16 protein-coding genes and 1 riboswitch are annotated in these 14,276 nt (G+C 72.8%); of the genes, 8 read left to right on the forward strand and 8 right to left on the reverse strand.

The features are described from left to right. Positions 1–20: 20 nt before the first annotated feature. Complete coding sequence (locus tag HA073_RS29170) at positions 21–611, reverse strand: ECF transporter S component (protein WP_064448685.1); 591 nt, start codon at positions 609–611, stop codon at positions 21–23. Positions 612–686: 75 nt separating this feature from the next. Next, positions 687–793: riboswitch (TPP riboswitch) on the reverse strand. Positions 794–869: 76 nt separating this feature from the next. Between HA073_RS29170 and HA073_RS29175 the strand changes: the two genes are divergently transcribed. The 4 genes from HA073_RS29175 (at position 870) to HA073_RS29190 (ending at position 5,129) form a co-directional block, all read left to right on the forward strand. Further along, positions 870–1,706: an alpha/beta fold hydrolase gene (locus tag HA073_RS29175; RefSeq protein WP_205798956.1), complete on the forward strand. Its 837-nt coding sequence runs from the start codon at positions 870–872 to the stop codon at positions 1,704–1,706. Next, positions 1,703–2,452: a sugar isomerase domain-containing protein gene (locus HA073_RS29180; RefSeq protein ID WP_030503141.1), complete on the forward strand. Its 750-nt coding sequence runs from the start codon at positions 1,703–1,705 to the stop codon at positions 2,450–2,452. The genes HA073_RS29175 and HA073_RS29180 overlap by 4 nt, the downstream gene beginning before the upstream one ends. Positions 2,453–2,543: 91 nt before the next feature. Continuing rightward, on the forward strand, positions 2,544–3,047 hold the full coding sequence (locus tag HA073_RS29185) for a DUF6328 family protein (RefSeq protein WP_043329032.1): 504 nt from the start codon (positions 2,544–2,546) through the stop codon (positions 3,045–3,047). A gap of 108 nt (positions 3,048–3,155) precedes the next feature. Then, positions 3,156–5,129: an acyl-CoA dehydrogenase family protein gene (locus tag HA073_RS29190; protein WP_069087970.1), complete on the forward strand. Its 1,974-nt coding sequence runs from the start codon at positions 3,156–3,158 to the stop codon at positions 5,127–5,129. 396 nt (positions 5,130–5,525) lie between these two features. Here the strand turns inward: HA073_RS29190 and HA073_RS29195 are convergent, their stop codons facing one another. The 6 genes from HA073_RS29195 to HA073_RS29220 form a co-directional block, all read right to left on the reverse strand. Further along, entirely contained in the window at positions 5,526–6,131 is a 606-nt protein-coding gene (locus HA073_RS29195; RefSeq protein WP_113972675.1) for a hypothetical protein, read from the reverse strand. Between the two features lie 52 nt (positions 6,132–6,183). Beyond that, positions 6,184–6,486 carry a metalloregulator ArsR/SmtB family transcription factor gene (locus HA073_RS29200; RefSeq protein WP_030503145.1) on the reverse strand — a complete coding sequence of 101 codons (303 nt, stop codon included), beginning with the start codon at positions 6,484–6,486 and terminating at the stop codon, positions 6,184–6,186. A 43-nt stretch (positions 6,487–6,529) separates the two neighbouring features. Next, positions 6,530–7,405, reverse strand: coding sequence for a metal ABC transporter permease (locus tag HA073_RS29205; RefSeq protein ID WP_166457767.1), 876 nt, complete (start codon positions 7,403–7,405; stop codon positions 6,530–6,532). A 1-nt stretch (position 7,406) separates the two neighbouring features. Further along, on the reverse strand, positions 7,407–8,171 hold the full coding sequence (locus HA073_RS29210; protein ID WP_030503147.1) for a metal ABC transporter ATP-binding protein: 765 nt from the start codon (positions 8,169–8,171) through the stop codon (positions 7,407–7,409). After that, a complete protein-coding gene (locus HA073_RS29215) occupies positions 8,168–9,115 on the reverse strand; it encodes a metal ABC transporter substrate-binding protein (RefSeq protein ID WP_043329040.1) in 948 nt (315 codons plus the stop codon). The genes HA073_RS29210 and HA073_RS29215 overlap by 4 nt, the downstream gene beginning before the upstream one ends. An 88-nt stretch (positions 9,116–9,203) precedes the next feature. Then, positions 9,204–9,467: a DUF6703 family protein gene (locus HA073_RS29220; protein WP_030503149.1), complete on the reverse strand. Its 264-nt coding sequence runs from the start codon at positions 9,465–9,467 to the stop codon at positions 9,204–9,206. A 27-nt stretch (positions 9,468–9,494) separates the two neighbouring features. Between HA073_RS29220 and HA073_RS29225 the strand changes: the two genes are divergently transcribed. The 3 genes from HA073_RS29225 to HA073_RS29235 all read left to right on the forward strand — a co-directional run bounded on the left by HA073_RS29225 (position 9,495) and on the right by HA073_RS29235 (position 11,897). Next, positions 9,495–9,836 carry an antibiotic biosynthesis monooxygenase gene (locus tag HA073_RS29225; RefSeq protein WP_030503150.1) on the forward strand — a complete coding sequence of 114 codons (342 nt, stop codon included), beginning with the start codon at positions 9,495–9,497 and terminating at the stop codon, positions 9,834–9,836. A gap of 94 nt (positions 9,837–9,930) precedes the next feature. After that, positions 9,931–10,404, forward strand: coding sequence for a hypothetical protein (locus HA073_RS29230; protein ID WP_043329042.1), 474 nt, complete (start codon positions 9,931–9,933; stop codon positions 10,402–10,404). A gap of 113 nt (positions 10,405–10,517) precedes the next feature. Continuing rightward, positions 10,518–11,897 carry a glycine--tRNA ligase gene (locus HA073_RS29235; protein ID WP_013475540.1) on the forward strand — a complete coding sequence of 460 codons (1,380 nt, stop codon included), beginning with the start codon at positions 10,518–10,520 and terminating at the stop codon, positions 11,895–11,897. Positions 11,898–11,953: 56 nt separating this feature from the next. Here the strand turns inward: HA073_RS29235 and HA073_RS29240 are convergent, their stop codons facing one another. Continuing rightward, positions 11,954–12,925, reverse strand: coding sequence for a type IV toxin-antitoxin system AbiEi family antitoxin domain-containing protein (locus tag HA073_RS29240; RefSeq protein WP_113972674.1), 972 nt, complete (start codon positions 12,923–12,925; stop codon positions 11,954–11,956). Positions 12,926–13,103: 178 nt separating this feature from the next. On the opposite strand from HA073_RS29240, the gene dusB reads away from it, so the two are divergent. Further along, positions 13,104–14,267 (forward strand): tRNA dihydrouridine synthase DusB, encoded by a 1,164-nt coding sequence (gene dusB / locus HA073_RS29245; protein WP_069087966.1) that lies wholly within the window; start codon positions 13,104–13,106, stop codon positions 14,265–14,267. Positions 14,268–14,276: the final 9 nt, after the last annotated feature.

The raw sequence follows: 14,276 nt of genomic DNA on the forward strand, positions 1-14,276 counted from the left end.
GGGGCGAGGCGAGGCGAGCCTCAGACCAGGGCGCGGTCGCGGCCGGCGGGGAAGCGGTCCAGGACGCCGGTGTTCGCCAGCGCGCGGGTGAGGGCCACCGCACCCAGGCCGGCCACCAGCAGACAGCTGAGCACGCCGAACGCGATGTAGGGCAGCCGGAACGTCGTCCAGCTCGTGCCGGGGTACCAGTAGAGAGCGTCGAACAGCGTGGCGAAGAGGCCGCCGCACGCGCCGGCGAGCGCCGCCGTGAGCGGCCGGTGGAGGCGGTACCGGGTGGCCGCGAAGACCGCCTCGACGCCCAGGCCCTGCACCGCGCCCTGGAGGATCGCCATCGCACCGTAGGGGGAGCCGAGCAGCACCGAGACGGCCGAGGCGACGGTCTCGGTGAGCAGCGCCGCCCCCGGCTTGCGGACGATGAGCGCGCTCAGCACGGCCGGGATGAGCCAGACGCCGTACATGACCGACTGGAGCGGGGCGAAGAAGGCGAACGGCCCGTCGCTGCCCTTCCAGAGGATGTTCCAGAGCTGGAACACGACGCCGAAGGTGACGGCGATGACCGAGGCGACGACGATGTCGACGGTACGCCAGCGGTTGCTGTCGGTGTGGTTCACGGTTGGCTCCCAGTTCGTCGAGGTGAACCAGGAGAAGACGCACGCCGCGCCCGGTGGTCACCGGACGGCGACGCGGCTGGAGGTCGACCGAACTCCCTGCGCTGGCATTACCCAGATCAGGTTCGAGGGTCTGCGGGCACCGGCCCGCACTCTCAGCGCTGTGCGCTCCCCTGTCGGATGTGAAGTTGTCTCGTCGCAGACGCTAGCACCGACCACGGGCCCCGGCCCAGCAGGGCGAGTGTCGGTATGGTGGCGATCATGCTGGTGGATGCGCGGGGACTGACGTTCGAGGTACGCGCCGGTGGCCCCGAGGGCGGTGACCCGGTCCTGCTGCTGCACGGCTTCCCGCAGCACTCCGGCGAGTGGGACGCGGTGACGCCCGCGCTGCACGCCGCCGGGCTGCGCACGTACGCGCTCGATCAGCGCGGCTACTCGCCCGGCGCGCGGCCGGCGGACGTCGGGGCGTACCGGATTCCGGAGCTGGTGGCCGACGCGGCGGCGGTGCTGGACTCCCTCGGGGTGACCCGCGCCCACGTGGTCGGCCACGACTGGGGCGCGATCGTGGCGTGGGGTCTGGCGGCGGCGCACCCGGAGCGGGTGCGGACGCTGACCGCGGTGTCGGTGCCGCACCCGGCCGCGATGGGGCACGCGCTCGCCACCGACCCGCGGCAGAAGGTCAAGTCCGCGTACATAGCGTTGTTCCGTAAGCCGGGTACGGCGGAGCGGGTGCTGCTGGCGTGGAACGGTGCCACGCTGCGCAAGCTGCTCAGCGGCGTGGGCGACGCCGGCGCGGTGGCCCGGTACGCCGAGCCGATGCGCGAGCCGGGGGCGTTGACGGCGGCGCTGAACTGGTACCGGGCGATGACCGGGGCGGACATGAAGGCGGTCGCCCCGGTCGGGGTGCCCACCACGTTCGTCTGGAGCGACAAGGACGTGGCGATCGGCCGGACGGCCGCGCAGGCGTGCGCCGCGCACGTCACAGGTGACTACCGGTTCGTGACGCTGCCCGGCGTCAGCCACTGGATCCCGGACGAGGCGCCCGGCCCGCTGGCCGAGGCGATCCTCGCCCGGTGCGCAGGAACGGAGGAGGCATGACGGTGAGCGCCGAGGCGTACCTGGCGGTGGTGACCGAGACGATCGGCCGGGTCGCCGCCGAACAGCGGCGCAACGTGGCGGACGCGGCCGACCTGATCGCGGCGGCGCTGCGCGCCGACGGCGTGGTGCACGCGTTCGGCACCGGGCACTCCGAGGCGCTGGCCATGGAGATCGCCGGTCGGGCCGGTGGGCTGGTGCCCACGAACCGGATCGCGTTGCGTGACCTGGTGCTGGTCGGCGGCGACCCGGCCGACGTGCTGGGCCCGAAGCTGGAACGCGACCCGGCGGTGGCGCACCGCCTCTACGAGCTGGCGCCGATCCGGCCGCAGGACGTGTTCGTGCTCGCCTCGAACTCGGGCGTGAACGGGGCGATGGTCGAGTTCGCGTCCATCGTGAAGGAACGCGGGCACGGGCTGGTGGCGATCACGTCGGCGCAGCACTCGGCCCGGATGACGTCGCGGCACCCGTCCGGCCGCAAGCTCGCCGACTTCGCCGACGTGGTGCTGGACAACGGCGCCCCGTACGGCGACGCCACGCTGCCGCTGCCGGGCGGCGGCGCGGTGGGCGCGGTCTCGTCGATCACCGCGGCGCTGCTGGCCCAGCAGATCGTCGCCGAGGTGGTGGCCCGGCTGGTCGCGGCGGGGGAGCGTCCGCCGGTCTACCTGTCCGCGAACATCACCGGCGGCGACGAGCACAACGCCGAGCTGGAGGCACGGTACGCGGGGCGGATCCGCCGCGGTTCCTGAACCGGTTTCGTGATCATCCGTACGGGGCACAGGCGGTCCTGCCGGTGGGCGTTCACCCGCCGGCCGTGCCGTCTCCCGGGGAGGTCCGCGAGTGTCGAAGGAATCCGAGAAGCAGCGCTGGCAGCGCAACTTCGCCGATCTGTTGCAGGAGCTGCGCGTCGCGCAGACCGGCGTGCAGATCCTGTTCGCCTTCCTGCTGACGCTGCCGTTCAGCGCCGGGTTCGACCGGACCACCGAGTTCCAGCGTGACGTCTACATCCTGGCGCTGCTGACCGCCGCCGCCTCCGCCGCGATGATCATTTCTCCGGTGGCGTTCCACCGGGCGCTGTTCCGCCAGGGACGCAAGCCGGAACTGGTCCGCTTCGCCCACCGGATGGCCACCGGCGGCCTGTTCTTCATGCTGATCGCGATGGTCAGCTCGGTCCTGCTGGTCTCCGACTTCGTGCTGGACCGGCCGATCGCGTTCCTGCTCAGCGCGCTCACCGGGCTCTGGTTCCTGATCTTCTGGGCGATCCTGCCGTTCAGCCGCCGCAACTGGGGCGACGACGACATCGACGACGAGGACGACGACCCGCAGACGCTCACCGGCGGCTGACCGTCCGCCAAATCGGACGTGCACGCGGCGCTACCCCTGGGTAACACCCGGGGGTAGCGTCGTTTTCGTCGAGCGCGTCGACGCAGCCGGACCGACGAGGAGGCAGCCGTGACCACGACACAGAACAGCCGGCCCGAGTCCCCCGACGGCGCGGGGCCGCTGCCCGGAGAGGCGGGCCAGGTCACCGAGAAGGAGGCCCGCCAGGTCGCCGAGGCGGCCCGCGAGTCGGCCTGGGACCGGCCCAGCTTCGGCAAGGAGTTGTTCCTCGGCCGGTTCCGGCTCGACCTGATCGACCCGTGGCCCCGCCCCGACCCGGCCGAGGTGGCCCGTGCCGACGAGTTCCTCGGCTCGCTGCGGGCGTACCTGGGGTCCGAGGTGGACGGTGAGGCGATCGAGCGGGACGCGCGCATCCCCGACGAGGTGTTCCACGGACTGGCCGGGCTGGGCGCGTTCGGCATGAAGATCGACCGGAAGTACGGCGGACTGGGGCTGAGCAACCTGCACTACTGCCGGGCGCTGATGCTCGTCGGCTCGGTGAACCCGGCGGTCAGCGCGCTGCTCTCCGCGCACCAGTCGATCGGCGTGCCGCAGCCGCTGAAGATGTTCGGCACACCCGAGCAGAAGGACCGGTTCCTGCCCCGGCTAGCCGCCGGTGAGGTCTCCGCGTTCCTGCTCACCGAGCCGGACGTCGGCTCCGACCCGGCCCGGCTCGCCACCACCGCCGAGCCGACGGCGGACGGCACCGGCTACCGGCTCAACGGGGTGAAACTCTGGGCCACCAACGGCACGCTCGCCACCCTGCTCGTGGTGATGGCCCGGGTGCCGGCCGGCGAGGGGCGGCGCGGCGGCATCACCGCGTTCGTGGTGGAGGGCGACAGCGACGGCATCACCGTCGAGCGGCGCAACTCCTTCGTCGGGCTGCGCGGCCTGGAGAACAGCCTCACCCGCTTCCACGACGTGTTCGTGCCGGCCGAGAACGTGATCGGCGGCGAGGGCAAGGGCCTGAAGATCGCGCTGACCACGTTGAACACCGGCCGTCTCTCGCTGCCGGCCATGTGCGTGGGCGCCGGGAAGTGGGCGCTGAACGTGGCCCGGGAGTGGGCGGCGGACCGGGTCCAGTGGGGCCGACCGGTGGCCGAGCACGAGGCGGTGGCGAAGAAACTGTCGTTCATCGCCGCCACCACGTACGGCATGGAGTCCATGCTCGACCTGTCCTGCATGCTCGCCGACGACGACCGCAACGACATCCGGATCGAGGCGGCGCTGGTCAAGCTCTACGCCAGCGAGATGGCGTGGCGGATCGCCGACGAGCTGATCCAGATCCGCGGCGGACGCGGGTACGAGACGGCCGACTCGCTCGCCGCCCGGGGCGAACGGCCCGCCGCCGTCGAGCAGCTCCTGCGTGACCTGCGGATCAACCGGATCTTCGAGGGCTCCACCGAGATCATGCACCTGCTTATCGCCCGCGAGGCGGTCGACGCGCACCTGTCGGTGGCGGGCGACATCATCGACCCGGACGCCGGGCTGGGCCGCAAGGCGAAGGCGGGCGCGCGGGCCGGCGCCTTCTACGCCAAGTGGCTGCCCACGCTCGCTGTCGGCAAGGGGCAGACGCCCGGGGCGTACCAGGAGTTCGGGCCGCTGGCCGGGCACCTGCGCCACGTCGAGCGGACCTCCCGCAAGCTGGCCCGGTCGACGTTCTACGCGATGTCCCGGTGGCAGGGGAAGATGGAGCGTAAGCAGGCGTTCCTCGGCCGGGTGGTGGACATCGGCGCGGAGCTGTTCGCGATGAGCGCGGTCTGCGTCCGGGCCTACGCCGAGCGGGACGCGCACCCGGAGAACGTCGAGCTGGCTGACCTGTTCTGCCGTCAGGCGCGGCTGCGCGTCGACGAGCTGTTCACCGGCCTGTGGTCGAACACCGACTCGGTCGACGTGGCCGCCGCCAAGCGGATCGTCGCCGGCCGGTACGCCTCGCTGGAGGACGGCGTCCTCACGCCGCCCGCCGACCTGCCGTGGGTGGCGCGCTGGGAACCGGGGCCGTCCACCGCCGAGGACGTGCGCCGCCGCATCCCGCCGGCCCGCTGACCAACCGCTACGCCTCGGCGCGCCCGCGCGGCGGTCGTCGTCCGCCGGTGCGGTGCCGGGTTCCGGCGTGCTGCGCCTGCGGACGGCGTCGTCCGTCGGCCCACGTGGAGTCCGGCGACTGCCCGGCCGCGCAGGAACTTCGGCCGCGCCCCACCGGTCTCCGTTCCCGAACCGGGGGAGCGAGCTGGTGTCGCGGCGTGGCCCGGGCCCGTGGCCGTGGTGCCGGACCTGCGGCGTGCCGTCGGACCGGCGGTCCTCAGGCGGGGCCAGCGACCCGTTACGCGGTGTCACGTGGTGCCAGAGGAAGGACTCTGTTTTGGCGTTATGCCTCTCATAAATATGACTCAGAGGCATAACGCCGAGAAGTGCATCAGCCGGGAGCCGGGAGCCGGGACGTCAGCGGCCGCCGCGCAGCCCCAGCCCGCGCAGCTCCAGCGCGGCGAGCGCGTCGACAGTCGCGTCGTCGCCGCGCCGCCACGCCTCGGCGACGTCCGGCGCGATCCGGTTCAGCTTCGACAGCGGCTGACCGGCCAGCGCGCGCAGCGCCAGCAGGTCCCGGCCGGCCGGCGCGCCGGCCAGGGCCTTCGCCGCGCCGGCCCGGCGCATCCAGCGCACCCGCAGCGGCAGCCAGCCGAACAGCACCAGGCCGAGCGGAAACACCAGCACCGCGATGGTCAACCCGAGCGCCAGCTGCCCGACCAGTTCCTGCTGGTCGCGGCCGGCCTCGGCGACCGCGCGGGCGGCGTCGGCGGCCCGGGTGAACGGCGCGGTCAGCTCGTCGCCGACCAGCGGCACGCGGCCGACCTTGCCGCCGGCGTCGGCCAGGTTGTCGGCGAGGCCACCGCCGGCCCCCTCCAGCTTCTGCCCGGGTACGGCGAGCTTCTCGACCACGTCGTGCAGCCACAGCGCGAAGCGGATCGCCGCGTACACCCAGGCGACCACGAGCAGGTCGGTGAGGAACTGGCGGGCGGCGGTGGGAAAGCGGTCGGCGTAAATCTTCACGCCGGACAGCCTGCCACGGCTCGGCCCTGCCGGCACGAGACAGTTTCGCGCCTCAGGAGGGCCCTTCACCGGCGTGGCTGACCGCGTCCGCCACGATGTGCGCGACGTGGTCGTCCACCAGGGCGTACGCGATCTCCCGGCCGCGCCGCGACCCGCGTACCACCCCGGCGCCGCGCAGCACCCGCAGGTGCTGGGAGACCAGCGGCTGTGGCGCGCCGAGCTTCTCGACCAGCTCGTGCACGCAGCGCTCGCCCTCGGCCAGCTCGCTGACGATCGCGAGCCGGATCGGGGCCGAGAGCGCGCGCAGCAGGTCACCCGCGCCCTCGAAGGCGTCGTACCCGTTCGTGCCGGTCACCCTGTAACGGTAACCAATCCCAGCTGCGTCAGCCGGTAGGGCCTCATCCGAGCAGCACCTCGTGCTCGGCGGGCTCGACCGGCGGCGCGGCCCGGTCGCTCCCGCTCCGGCGTCGCAGCGCCCGCACACCGGCCGCGCCGAGCGCGACCAGCAGGAACGAGCCGATCGCCACCAGCACCACCGACGCGCCGGGCGCGGTGTCAGCGGTGGCCGCCACCCAGACCCCGGCGCCGGCGGCGAACAGCCCCAGGGCCATGGCCGCCGCCATGGTGGACCGGAAGCCCCGGGTCACCTGCTGCGCGGTGGCCACCGGCACCACCATCAGCGCGCTGATCAGCAGCACCCCGACCGCCCGCATGGCGATGGTCACCGTGATCGCGGTGCCGACCGCGATGATCAGGTTCAGCGCGCGTACCGGCAGGCCGGAGACGCGCGCGTACTCCTCGTCGTGGCAGACCGCGAACAGCGCCGGGCGCAGCACCAGCATGGTCACCAGCAGCGCCGCGCCGAGCACGCCGATGGTGACCAGGTCGCCCTGCGAGGTGGTGGTCAGCGACCCGAACAGGTACGCGTTGAGCGCCCCGCTGCTGGCGTTGGAGAGCCCGACCAGCACCACGCCACCGGCGATGCCGCCGTAGAACAGCAGCGCCAGCGCCAGGTCGCCGGAGGTGCGCCCGTACGCGCGGACCAGCTCGATGACGATCGCGCCGAGCGTCGCGGCGATCACCGCCACCAGCACGGGGGAGCGGTTGAGCAGCAGGCCCGCGCCGACGCCGGTGAGCGCCACGTGCCCGATCCCGTCGCCGATCAGGGCCAGCCGCCGCTGTACCAGGTAGATGCCGAGCGCCGGCGCGGCCAGCCCGATGATCAGCGCGCCGACCAGGGCGCGGAGCATGAAGTCGTACTGGAAGAGGTCCATCTCAGATGCCTGTCCAGAGCCGGGCGGGCTCCTCGTCGCAGTGCGGGTGCACGTGCTCGTGGTCGGGGTCGGCGTGGTGGCCGGCGGGTTCCGGCACGGCGCCGTCGTGGGCGATGCCGCCCTGGTGCACCACCACGGCCCGGCTGATCAGCGGGCGCAGCGGGCCCAGCTCGTGCGCGACGAGCAGCACCGTCCCGCCGCCGTCCCGGAACGAGCGCAGCGCCCCGGCGAACGCCTCCTGGCTGGCCGCGTCCACCCCGGCGGTCGGCTCGTCGAGCACCAGCAGCTCCGGCCCGCCGGCGAGCGCGCGGGCGATCAGGGTGCGCTGCTGCTGGCCGCCGGAGAGCGTGGACACCGGGTCGCCGGCCCGGTCGGCGAGCCCGACGGCGTCCAGCGCCGCCGCCACCGCCTCCCGGTCCGCCCGTCCGGCGGGCCGCAGCACGCCGCGGCGGGCCAGCCGCCCGGACGCCACCACCTCGCGTACGGTGGCGGGCACTCCGCTGCCCGCGCCGAGCCGCTGCGGCACGTACCCGATTCGGTGCCACTGCCGGAAGCGGCGCTGCGGCGTGCCGAACAGGGCGACCGACCCGGCGCCGACCGGCACCAGGCCGAGCGCGGCGCGCACGAGCGTCGACTTGCCGGAGCCGTTGGCGCCGAGCACGGCGACCACCTCGCCGGCGGTCACTGTCAACGAGACGTCACGCAGCACCGGGCGGCCGTCGTAGCCGACTGTGGCGTGCGCGATCTCGATCACGGGTGGGGTCATGAACAGTCCAGAGCGGTTCGCAGGGTCTGCAGGTTGGTACGCATCGCGGAGAGGTAGTCGCCGTCGGCGGGCGGGCCCTCCAGCGGGTCCAGCACCGCCGTCTTCGCGCCCACCTCACGCGCGATCGTCTCGGCGACCTTCGGGCTGACCAGCGTCTCGAAGAAGATCGTGCCGGCCTGGTGCTCGCGGGCCTCCTCGGCGACCTCGGCGAGGCGCTGCGGCGACGGCTCGGACTCCGGGGTGAGCCCGCTGATGCCGATCTGCTCCAGTTGGTAGCGCTCGGTGAGGTAGCCGAACGCGGTGTGGCTGGTGACGATCTCGCGGCGCTTGCAGGTGCGCAGGCCGTCGGCGTACTCGGTGTCCAGCTTCGTCAGCTCGGCGCGCAGCGCGCCCGCGCGGGCGGTGTAGTCGGCGGCGTGCTCCGGGTCGGCCTTGCCGAGGCGCTCGGCGAGCTTGTCGCCGATGGTGGCCAGCCGGGTCGGGTCGAGCCAGACGTGCGGGTCCTTGCCGCCGCCCTCCCCGGAGTGCCCGGCCTCGCCCTCGTGGTCGTGGTCGTGGCCACCGGCGGCGGCGTCGCGCAGCGGTGTCACGCCCGCCACGTCGAACGCGCGGTCGCCGCCGTTCTGCTCCACCGCCTCGTCCACTGCCGGCTGGAAGCCGCTGAGGTAGACGACCACGTCGGCGTCGACGACCTGGCCGACCTGCCGCGGGTTGAGTTCCAGGTCGTGCGGCTCCGCGCCGGGCTTGGTCAGGTTGCTGACCGAGACCGTGTCGCCGCCGATCCGCTCGGACAGGAACTGCAGCGGGTAGAACGCGGCCACCACGCCGACCTTGCCCGGCTCGCTCGCGGCGCCGGTGCCGTCCGCGCAGGCGGTCAGGCCGGCGGCGGCGAGCAGGGCGGTTGCGGTGGCGGTCAGGACACGGCGGGGTGCGCGAACGGTCATGGGCTCAACTGTCCGCGACAACGAAAACTATTGTCAAAAACGCATGATTGCATGTCAGCGCAGGTCAGCTCGGCTCTGCTTCCGTACGTCAGCCGACCATGAGCTTCGCCAGCGCCACCGCGATCAACAGGGTGAGCATCACCAGCCGGAACATCCGGGTCGCCGGCGCCTGCACCGGCCAGGTGACCGACATCAGCCACACCAGGCCGCCGGCCAGCGCCAGCAGCAGGACGCCGCCCGCCGGGCCGGGCGCGAAGAGGCCGACCAGCATCAGGGCCAGTACGGCGAGGAACACCGCCGTCGGGTTGAGCCGTGCCAGCCGGGACAGCACGGGACTCTGCGTACGCTGCATGCCACAAACTCTACGAGGAGGAACGCCGTGCTGGTCACCAACCGGTTCGTGGTGGAAGCCGAAACGGTGGACGAGTTCACCCGGGAGGCGCACGCCGCGCTGGCCGCGCTCGCCGCCCGCCCCGGCTACCTGCGCGGTGAGCTGCTGCGGGCGCTCGACGACCCGGACCACTGGTGCCTGCTCACCGAGTGGGAGTCGGTCGGGGCGTACCGGCGGGCGCTCGGCGGGTTCGACGTCAAGGTCACCGCCGTGCCGCTGCTCGCCCGATCGGTGGACGAGCCGTCGGCGTACGAGACGCTCGCCAGCGCCGCCCCCGAGGGTGAGATCGTCGTCGTCGCCAGCGATCGGGCCGCAGGTCCTTACCGGTGAGTGCCGGGGCACTACCCTGGCGCGTATGACCGCTCCCGGACCGGCCGCACCACCCCCGTCGTCAGTTCCGCCCGCGCCGCCGGCGGACCCCGGGGTGCCCGCGCCGCCGCAGGGGCCCGGTGCCGCGCCGCCGTTCGCCGCCCCGCCCACCGAGGGCGGGCGGACCCGGCTCTGGCTCGGCCTCGGCGCGGGCGCGCTCGCCGTGCTGATCTGCTGCGGCGGAGGCGGCGCGGCGGTGGTCGGCCTGGCCGTGAGCAACGCCCAGGCGATCGGCGAGCAGGGCCGGGCCGTCACCAGCGACTACTACCAGGCACTGGTCGCCCGGGAGTGGTCCAAGGCGTACGACACGCTCTGCGACGACCTCCGCCGACGCGAACCGCGGCCCGAGTTCGTGCGGCGCGTCGCCACCGAGCCGCAGATCTCCGGCTACCGGGTCGGCGAGGTCGACATCACCACGCTCACCGTCCCGGTGGACGTCACGCTGGCCGGCGGTCGGCGGGAGGCGCAGACCGTGACGCTGGCGCCGGACCAGCAGACGGGCGGCGTGGAGGTCTGCGGGGTGAGCTGACCGGCCCCCGGTATTCTGCTGGGCTCGGGACGAACGCGGTCGTACCGTTGTCCCGAACAGCCCGGTTTTATCCATCTCAACCGCGCCGACCGCCAGCCGGCGTAGGAGGAAACATGCCAGCCGACCGTATCGACGCCGTCACCAGCCTCGCCAAGCGCCGGGGCTTCGTCTTTCCCTCCAGCGAGATCTACGGGGGCACCCGGTCGGCGTGGGACTACGGTCCGCTCGGCGTCGAGCTGAAGGAGAACGTCCGCCGGCAGTGGTGGCGGACCATGGTGCAGCAGCGCGACGACGTCGTCGGCCTCGACTCGGCGGTCATCCTGGCCCGCAAGGTCTGGGAGGCCAGCGGCCACATCGCCGAGTTCGTCGACCCGCTCACCGAGTGCCAGTCCTGCCACAAGCGGTTCCGGGCCGACCACCTGGAAGAGGCGTACGAGGCCAAGCACGGCAAGCCGCTGACCTCGCTGACGGAGCTGAACTGCCCCAACTGCGGCAACAAGGGCACCTTCACCGAGCCGAAGATGTTCAACGGCCTGATGAAGACCTACCTGGGCCCGGTGGAGAGCGACGAGGGCATGCACTACCTGCGCCCGGAGACCGCCCAGGGCATCTTCGTCAACTACAAGAACGTCGAGACGGTCGCCCGCAAGAAGCCGCCGTTCGGCATCGCGCAGACCGGCAAGTCGTTCCGCAACGAGATCACCCCCGGCAACTTCATCTTCCGGACCCGCGAGTTCGAGCAGATGGAGATGGAGTTCTTCGTCGAGCCCGGCACCGACGAGCAGTGGCACGAGTACTGGCTCTCCGAGCGCTGGAACTGGTACCTCGACCTCGGCCTGTCCGAGGAGAACCTGCGCTTCTACGAGCACCCCAAGGAGAAGCTCTCCCACTACTCGAAGCGCACCGTCGACATCGAGTACCGGTTCCGGTTCGGCGGCAGCGAGTTCGCCGAGCTGGAGGGCATCGCCAACCGCACCGACTTCGACCTGTCCACGCACAGCAAGCACTCCGGCGTCGACCTGTCGTACTTCGACCAGGGCAAGGGCGAGCGCTGGATGCCGTACGTGATCGAGCCGGCCGCCGGCCTCACCCGCGCGGTGCTGGCGTTCCTGCTCGAGGCGTACGACGAGGACGAGGCGCCGAACACCAAGGGCGGCGTGGACAAGCGCACCGTCATGCGCTTCGACCCGCGGCTGGCCCCGGTCAAGGTCGCCGTGCTGCCGCTGTCGCGTAACGAGGCGCTGTCGCCGAAGGCCAAGCAGCTCGCCACCGACCTGCGCAAGCGCTGGGTGGTCGAGTTCGACGACTCGCAGGCGATCGGCCGCCGCTACCGCCGGCAGGACGAGATCGGTACGCCGTTCTGCGTCACCGTCGACTTCGACACGCTCGACGACAACGCCGTGACGGTCCGGAACCGGGACACCATGGCCCAGGAGCGCGTCTCGCTGGACCAGGTCGAGCGCTACCTGATCGAGCGCCTCCCCGGCTGCTGACCTTGCTGTAAGGAAGGGCCCCTTCTTAACGCCTCGCGTAGAGAAGGGGCCCCTTCTTAACACCCGTCGCCGGGGGAGATCGGCTCCGCCCGTACGCCGGTCGCGGCGCCCACCCCGCGCCTGGCCGCGTACGCGTCCTCCACCGTGCGCCGCACCCGGCCCGGCTCCCTGCGGATCTGCGCCGGCGTGAAGTGCAGGACCAGCACCCCGTACCGGCTCAACTCGTTGTGCCGGTCCAGCGTCCGTGCCCAGTCGGTCGGGCTGAGGTGGTACTCCCGCGAGTCGACCTCCAGCGCCACCGCGCAGTCGGCGAGGTAGCCGTCCGGCGTCGGCAGGCGGGTGCCGTCGGCCGCCGACAGCCGCGGGTTCCACAGGATCCCGCCGAGCACGCCGCTGCCGCCCAGGCACTCCCGCAGCTCGGTCTCCGGCGCGGAGCGGACCCCGTCCGTGATTTCGGCGAACGCCTTCCGGATCAGGGCGGTGCGGCTGCGCCGGGCCCGGCGGATCTCCGCGTCGAGGCTGTCCAGATCGGTGAAGCCGCGCTGCACGGCCTCCGCCACCGTCGCCCGTACCGGCCGCAACTGGCGCAGGTCGCGGGCCGCGTCCACCACCGCCCGCGCCGGCGAGCACACCGGATAGAGCGTGGTCCGCCGGGCCCGCGGATCAAGCTCCAGGGCCCGCGCGATCACCGCGTGACCGGCCGAGCGGCGCCGCGCGTGGTGCGGCAGGATCAGGTGTACGTCAGCAGTGCGCGGACTGTGCCGAAAGCCGTACCAGATCAGGGCGGCCAGGCCGGTGAGCTGCGCGTCGGCGCCTGCGTAGAGCGCCGCCGAGATGCGTCGTTGCTCGTCGGTGAGGGTGCCGGTGACGAGCGCGTACGTGGCCGGCAGCACGCGCTGCCACAGGCCGCGCCGGGTCTGCCGGTACAGGTACATGTCGTCGTATCCGACGCCGAGAAGCTGCGTCCGCGTGACGATCTGCTGCTGGCGTTCCGCCAGGTCGCCGAGTTCGGGTGGTTGTTCGGGCATGCCCGGCAGCGTGCGGGCTCCGCCGATCCTTCTGTGGCCCGCTCGCCCACCCTGTGGACAGCCGGCCCGGCTGTGGAGAGCGTCCGCGAGGCGGGCCGGCTGTGATATGCGCCCTGTTAACAAGGGGCCCCTGCACTACCGGAGACGTTAATAAGGGGCCCTTCCTTACACTTGGTCGGTGACTGCCCCTACGCTGCCCGCGCTGACCATCGGCCCCCACGAGGTGTGGCCGCCGGTGGTGCTCGCGCCGATGGCCGGGATCACCAACGTCGGCTTCCGCCGGCTCTGCCGCGAGCAGGGCGGCGGCATCTACGTCTGCGAGATGATCACCACCCGGGCGCTCGTCGAGCGGAACCCGAAGACGCTCCGCATGATCGCCTTCGGCGCCGAGGAGCAGCCCCGCAGCCTCCAGCTCTACGGCACCGACCCGGAGATCACCGCCGCCGCCGTGCGGATCGTGGTCGAGCGCGACCTGGCCGACCACATCGACCTCAACTTCGGCTGCCCCGTGCCCAAGGTCACCCGGCGTGGCGGCGGCTCGGCCCTGCCGTGGCGCCGCCGTCTGTTCGCCCGGCTGGTCAGGGCCGCGGTGGACGCCGCGTCACCGGCCGGGGTGCCGGTCACCGTCAAGATGCGCAAGGGCATCGACGACGACCACCTGACGTACGTCGAGGCGGGGCTGGCGGCCCAGGACGCGGGCGTCGCGGCGGTCGCCCTGCACGGGCGTACGGCCGCGCAGCGCTACTCCGGCACCGCCGACTGGGACGCGATCGCCACGCTCAAGTCGGCGCTCGACGTGCCGGTGCTCGGCAACGGTGACATCTGGGAGGCCGACGACGCGCTGCGGATGGTCGCGCACACCGGCGTGGACGGCGTGGTGATCGGGCGCGGCTGCCTGGGCCGGCCGTGGCTGTTCGCCGACCTGGAGGCCGCGTTCAACGGCAGCCCCGAGCGGCGGCTGCCCTCGCTCGGCGAGGTGGCGGTGACCATGCGCCGGCACGCCGAGCTGCTGGTGGAGCAGTTCGTGGCCGGTGCCCGCAACCCGGCCCGGGGCGAGCGGGACGGCTGCACCGACTTCCGCAAGCACGTCGCCTGGTACCTGAAGGGCTTCCCGATCGGCAGCGAGCTGCGCCGCTCGCTCGCCATGATCGAGAGCTTGGCGCAGCTCGACGACCTGCTCGGCAAGCTCGACCCGGCCGTACCGTTCCCGGTGGAGAACCTCGGCCAGCCGCGCGGCCGCACCAACTCCCCGGGCAAGGTCTTCCTGCCCGACGGGTGGCTGGCCAGCCGCGACGACGACACCCCGCCGGACGGCGCCGAGCTGGACGACTCCGGCGGCTGACAACCCGGG

This window comes from Micromonospora sp. CMU55-4 (assembly GCF_011602315.1).
GTDB lineage: Bacteria > Actinomycetota > Actinomycetes > Mycobacteriales > Micromonosporaceae > Micromonospora > Micromonospora chalcea.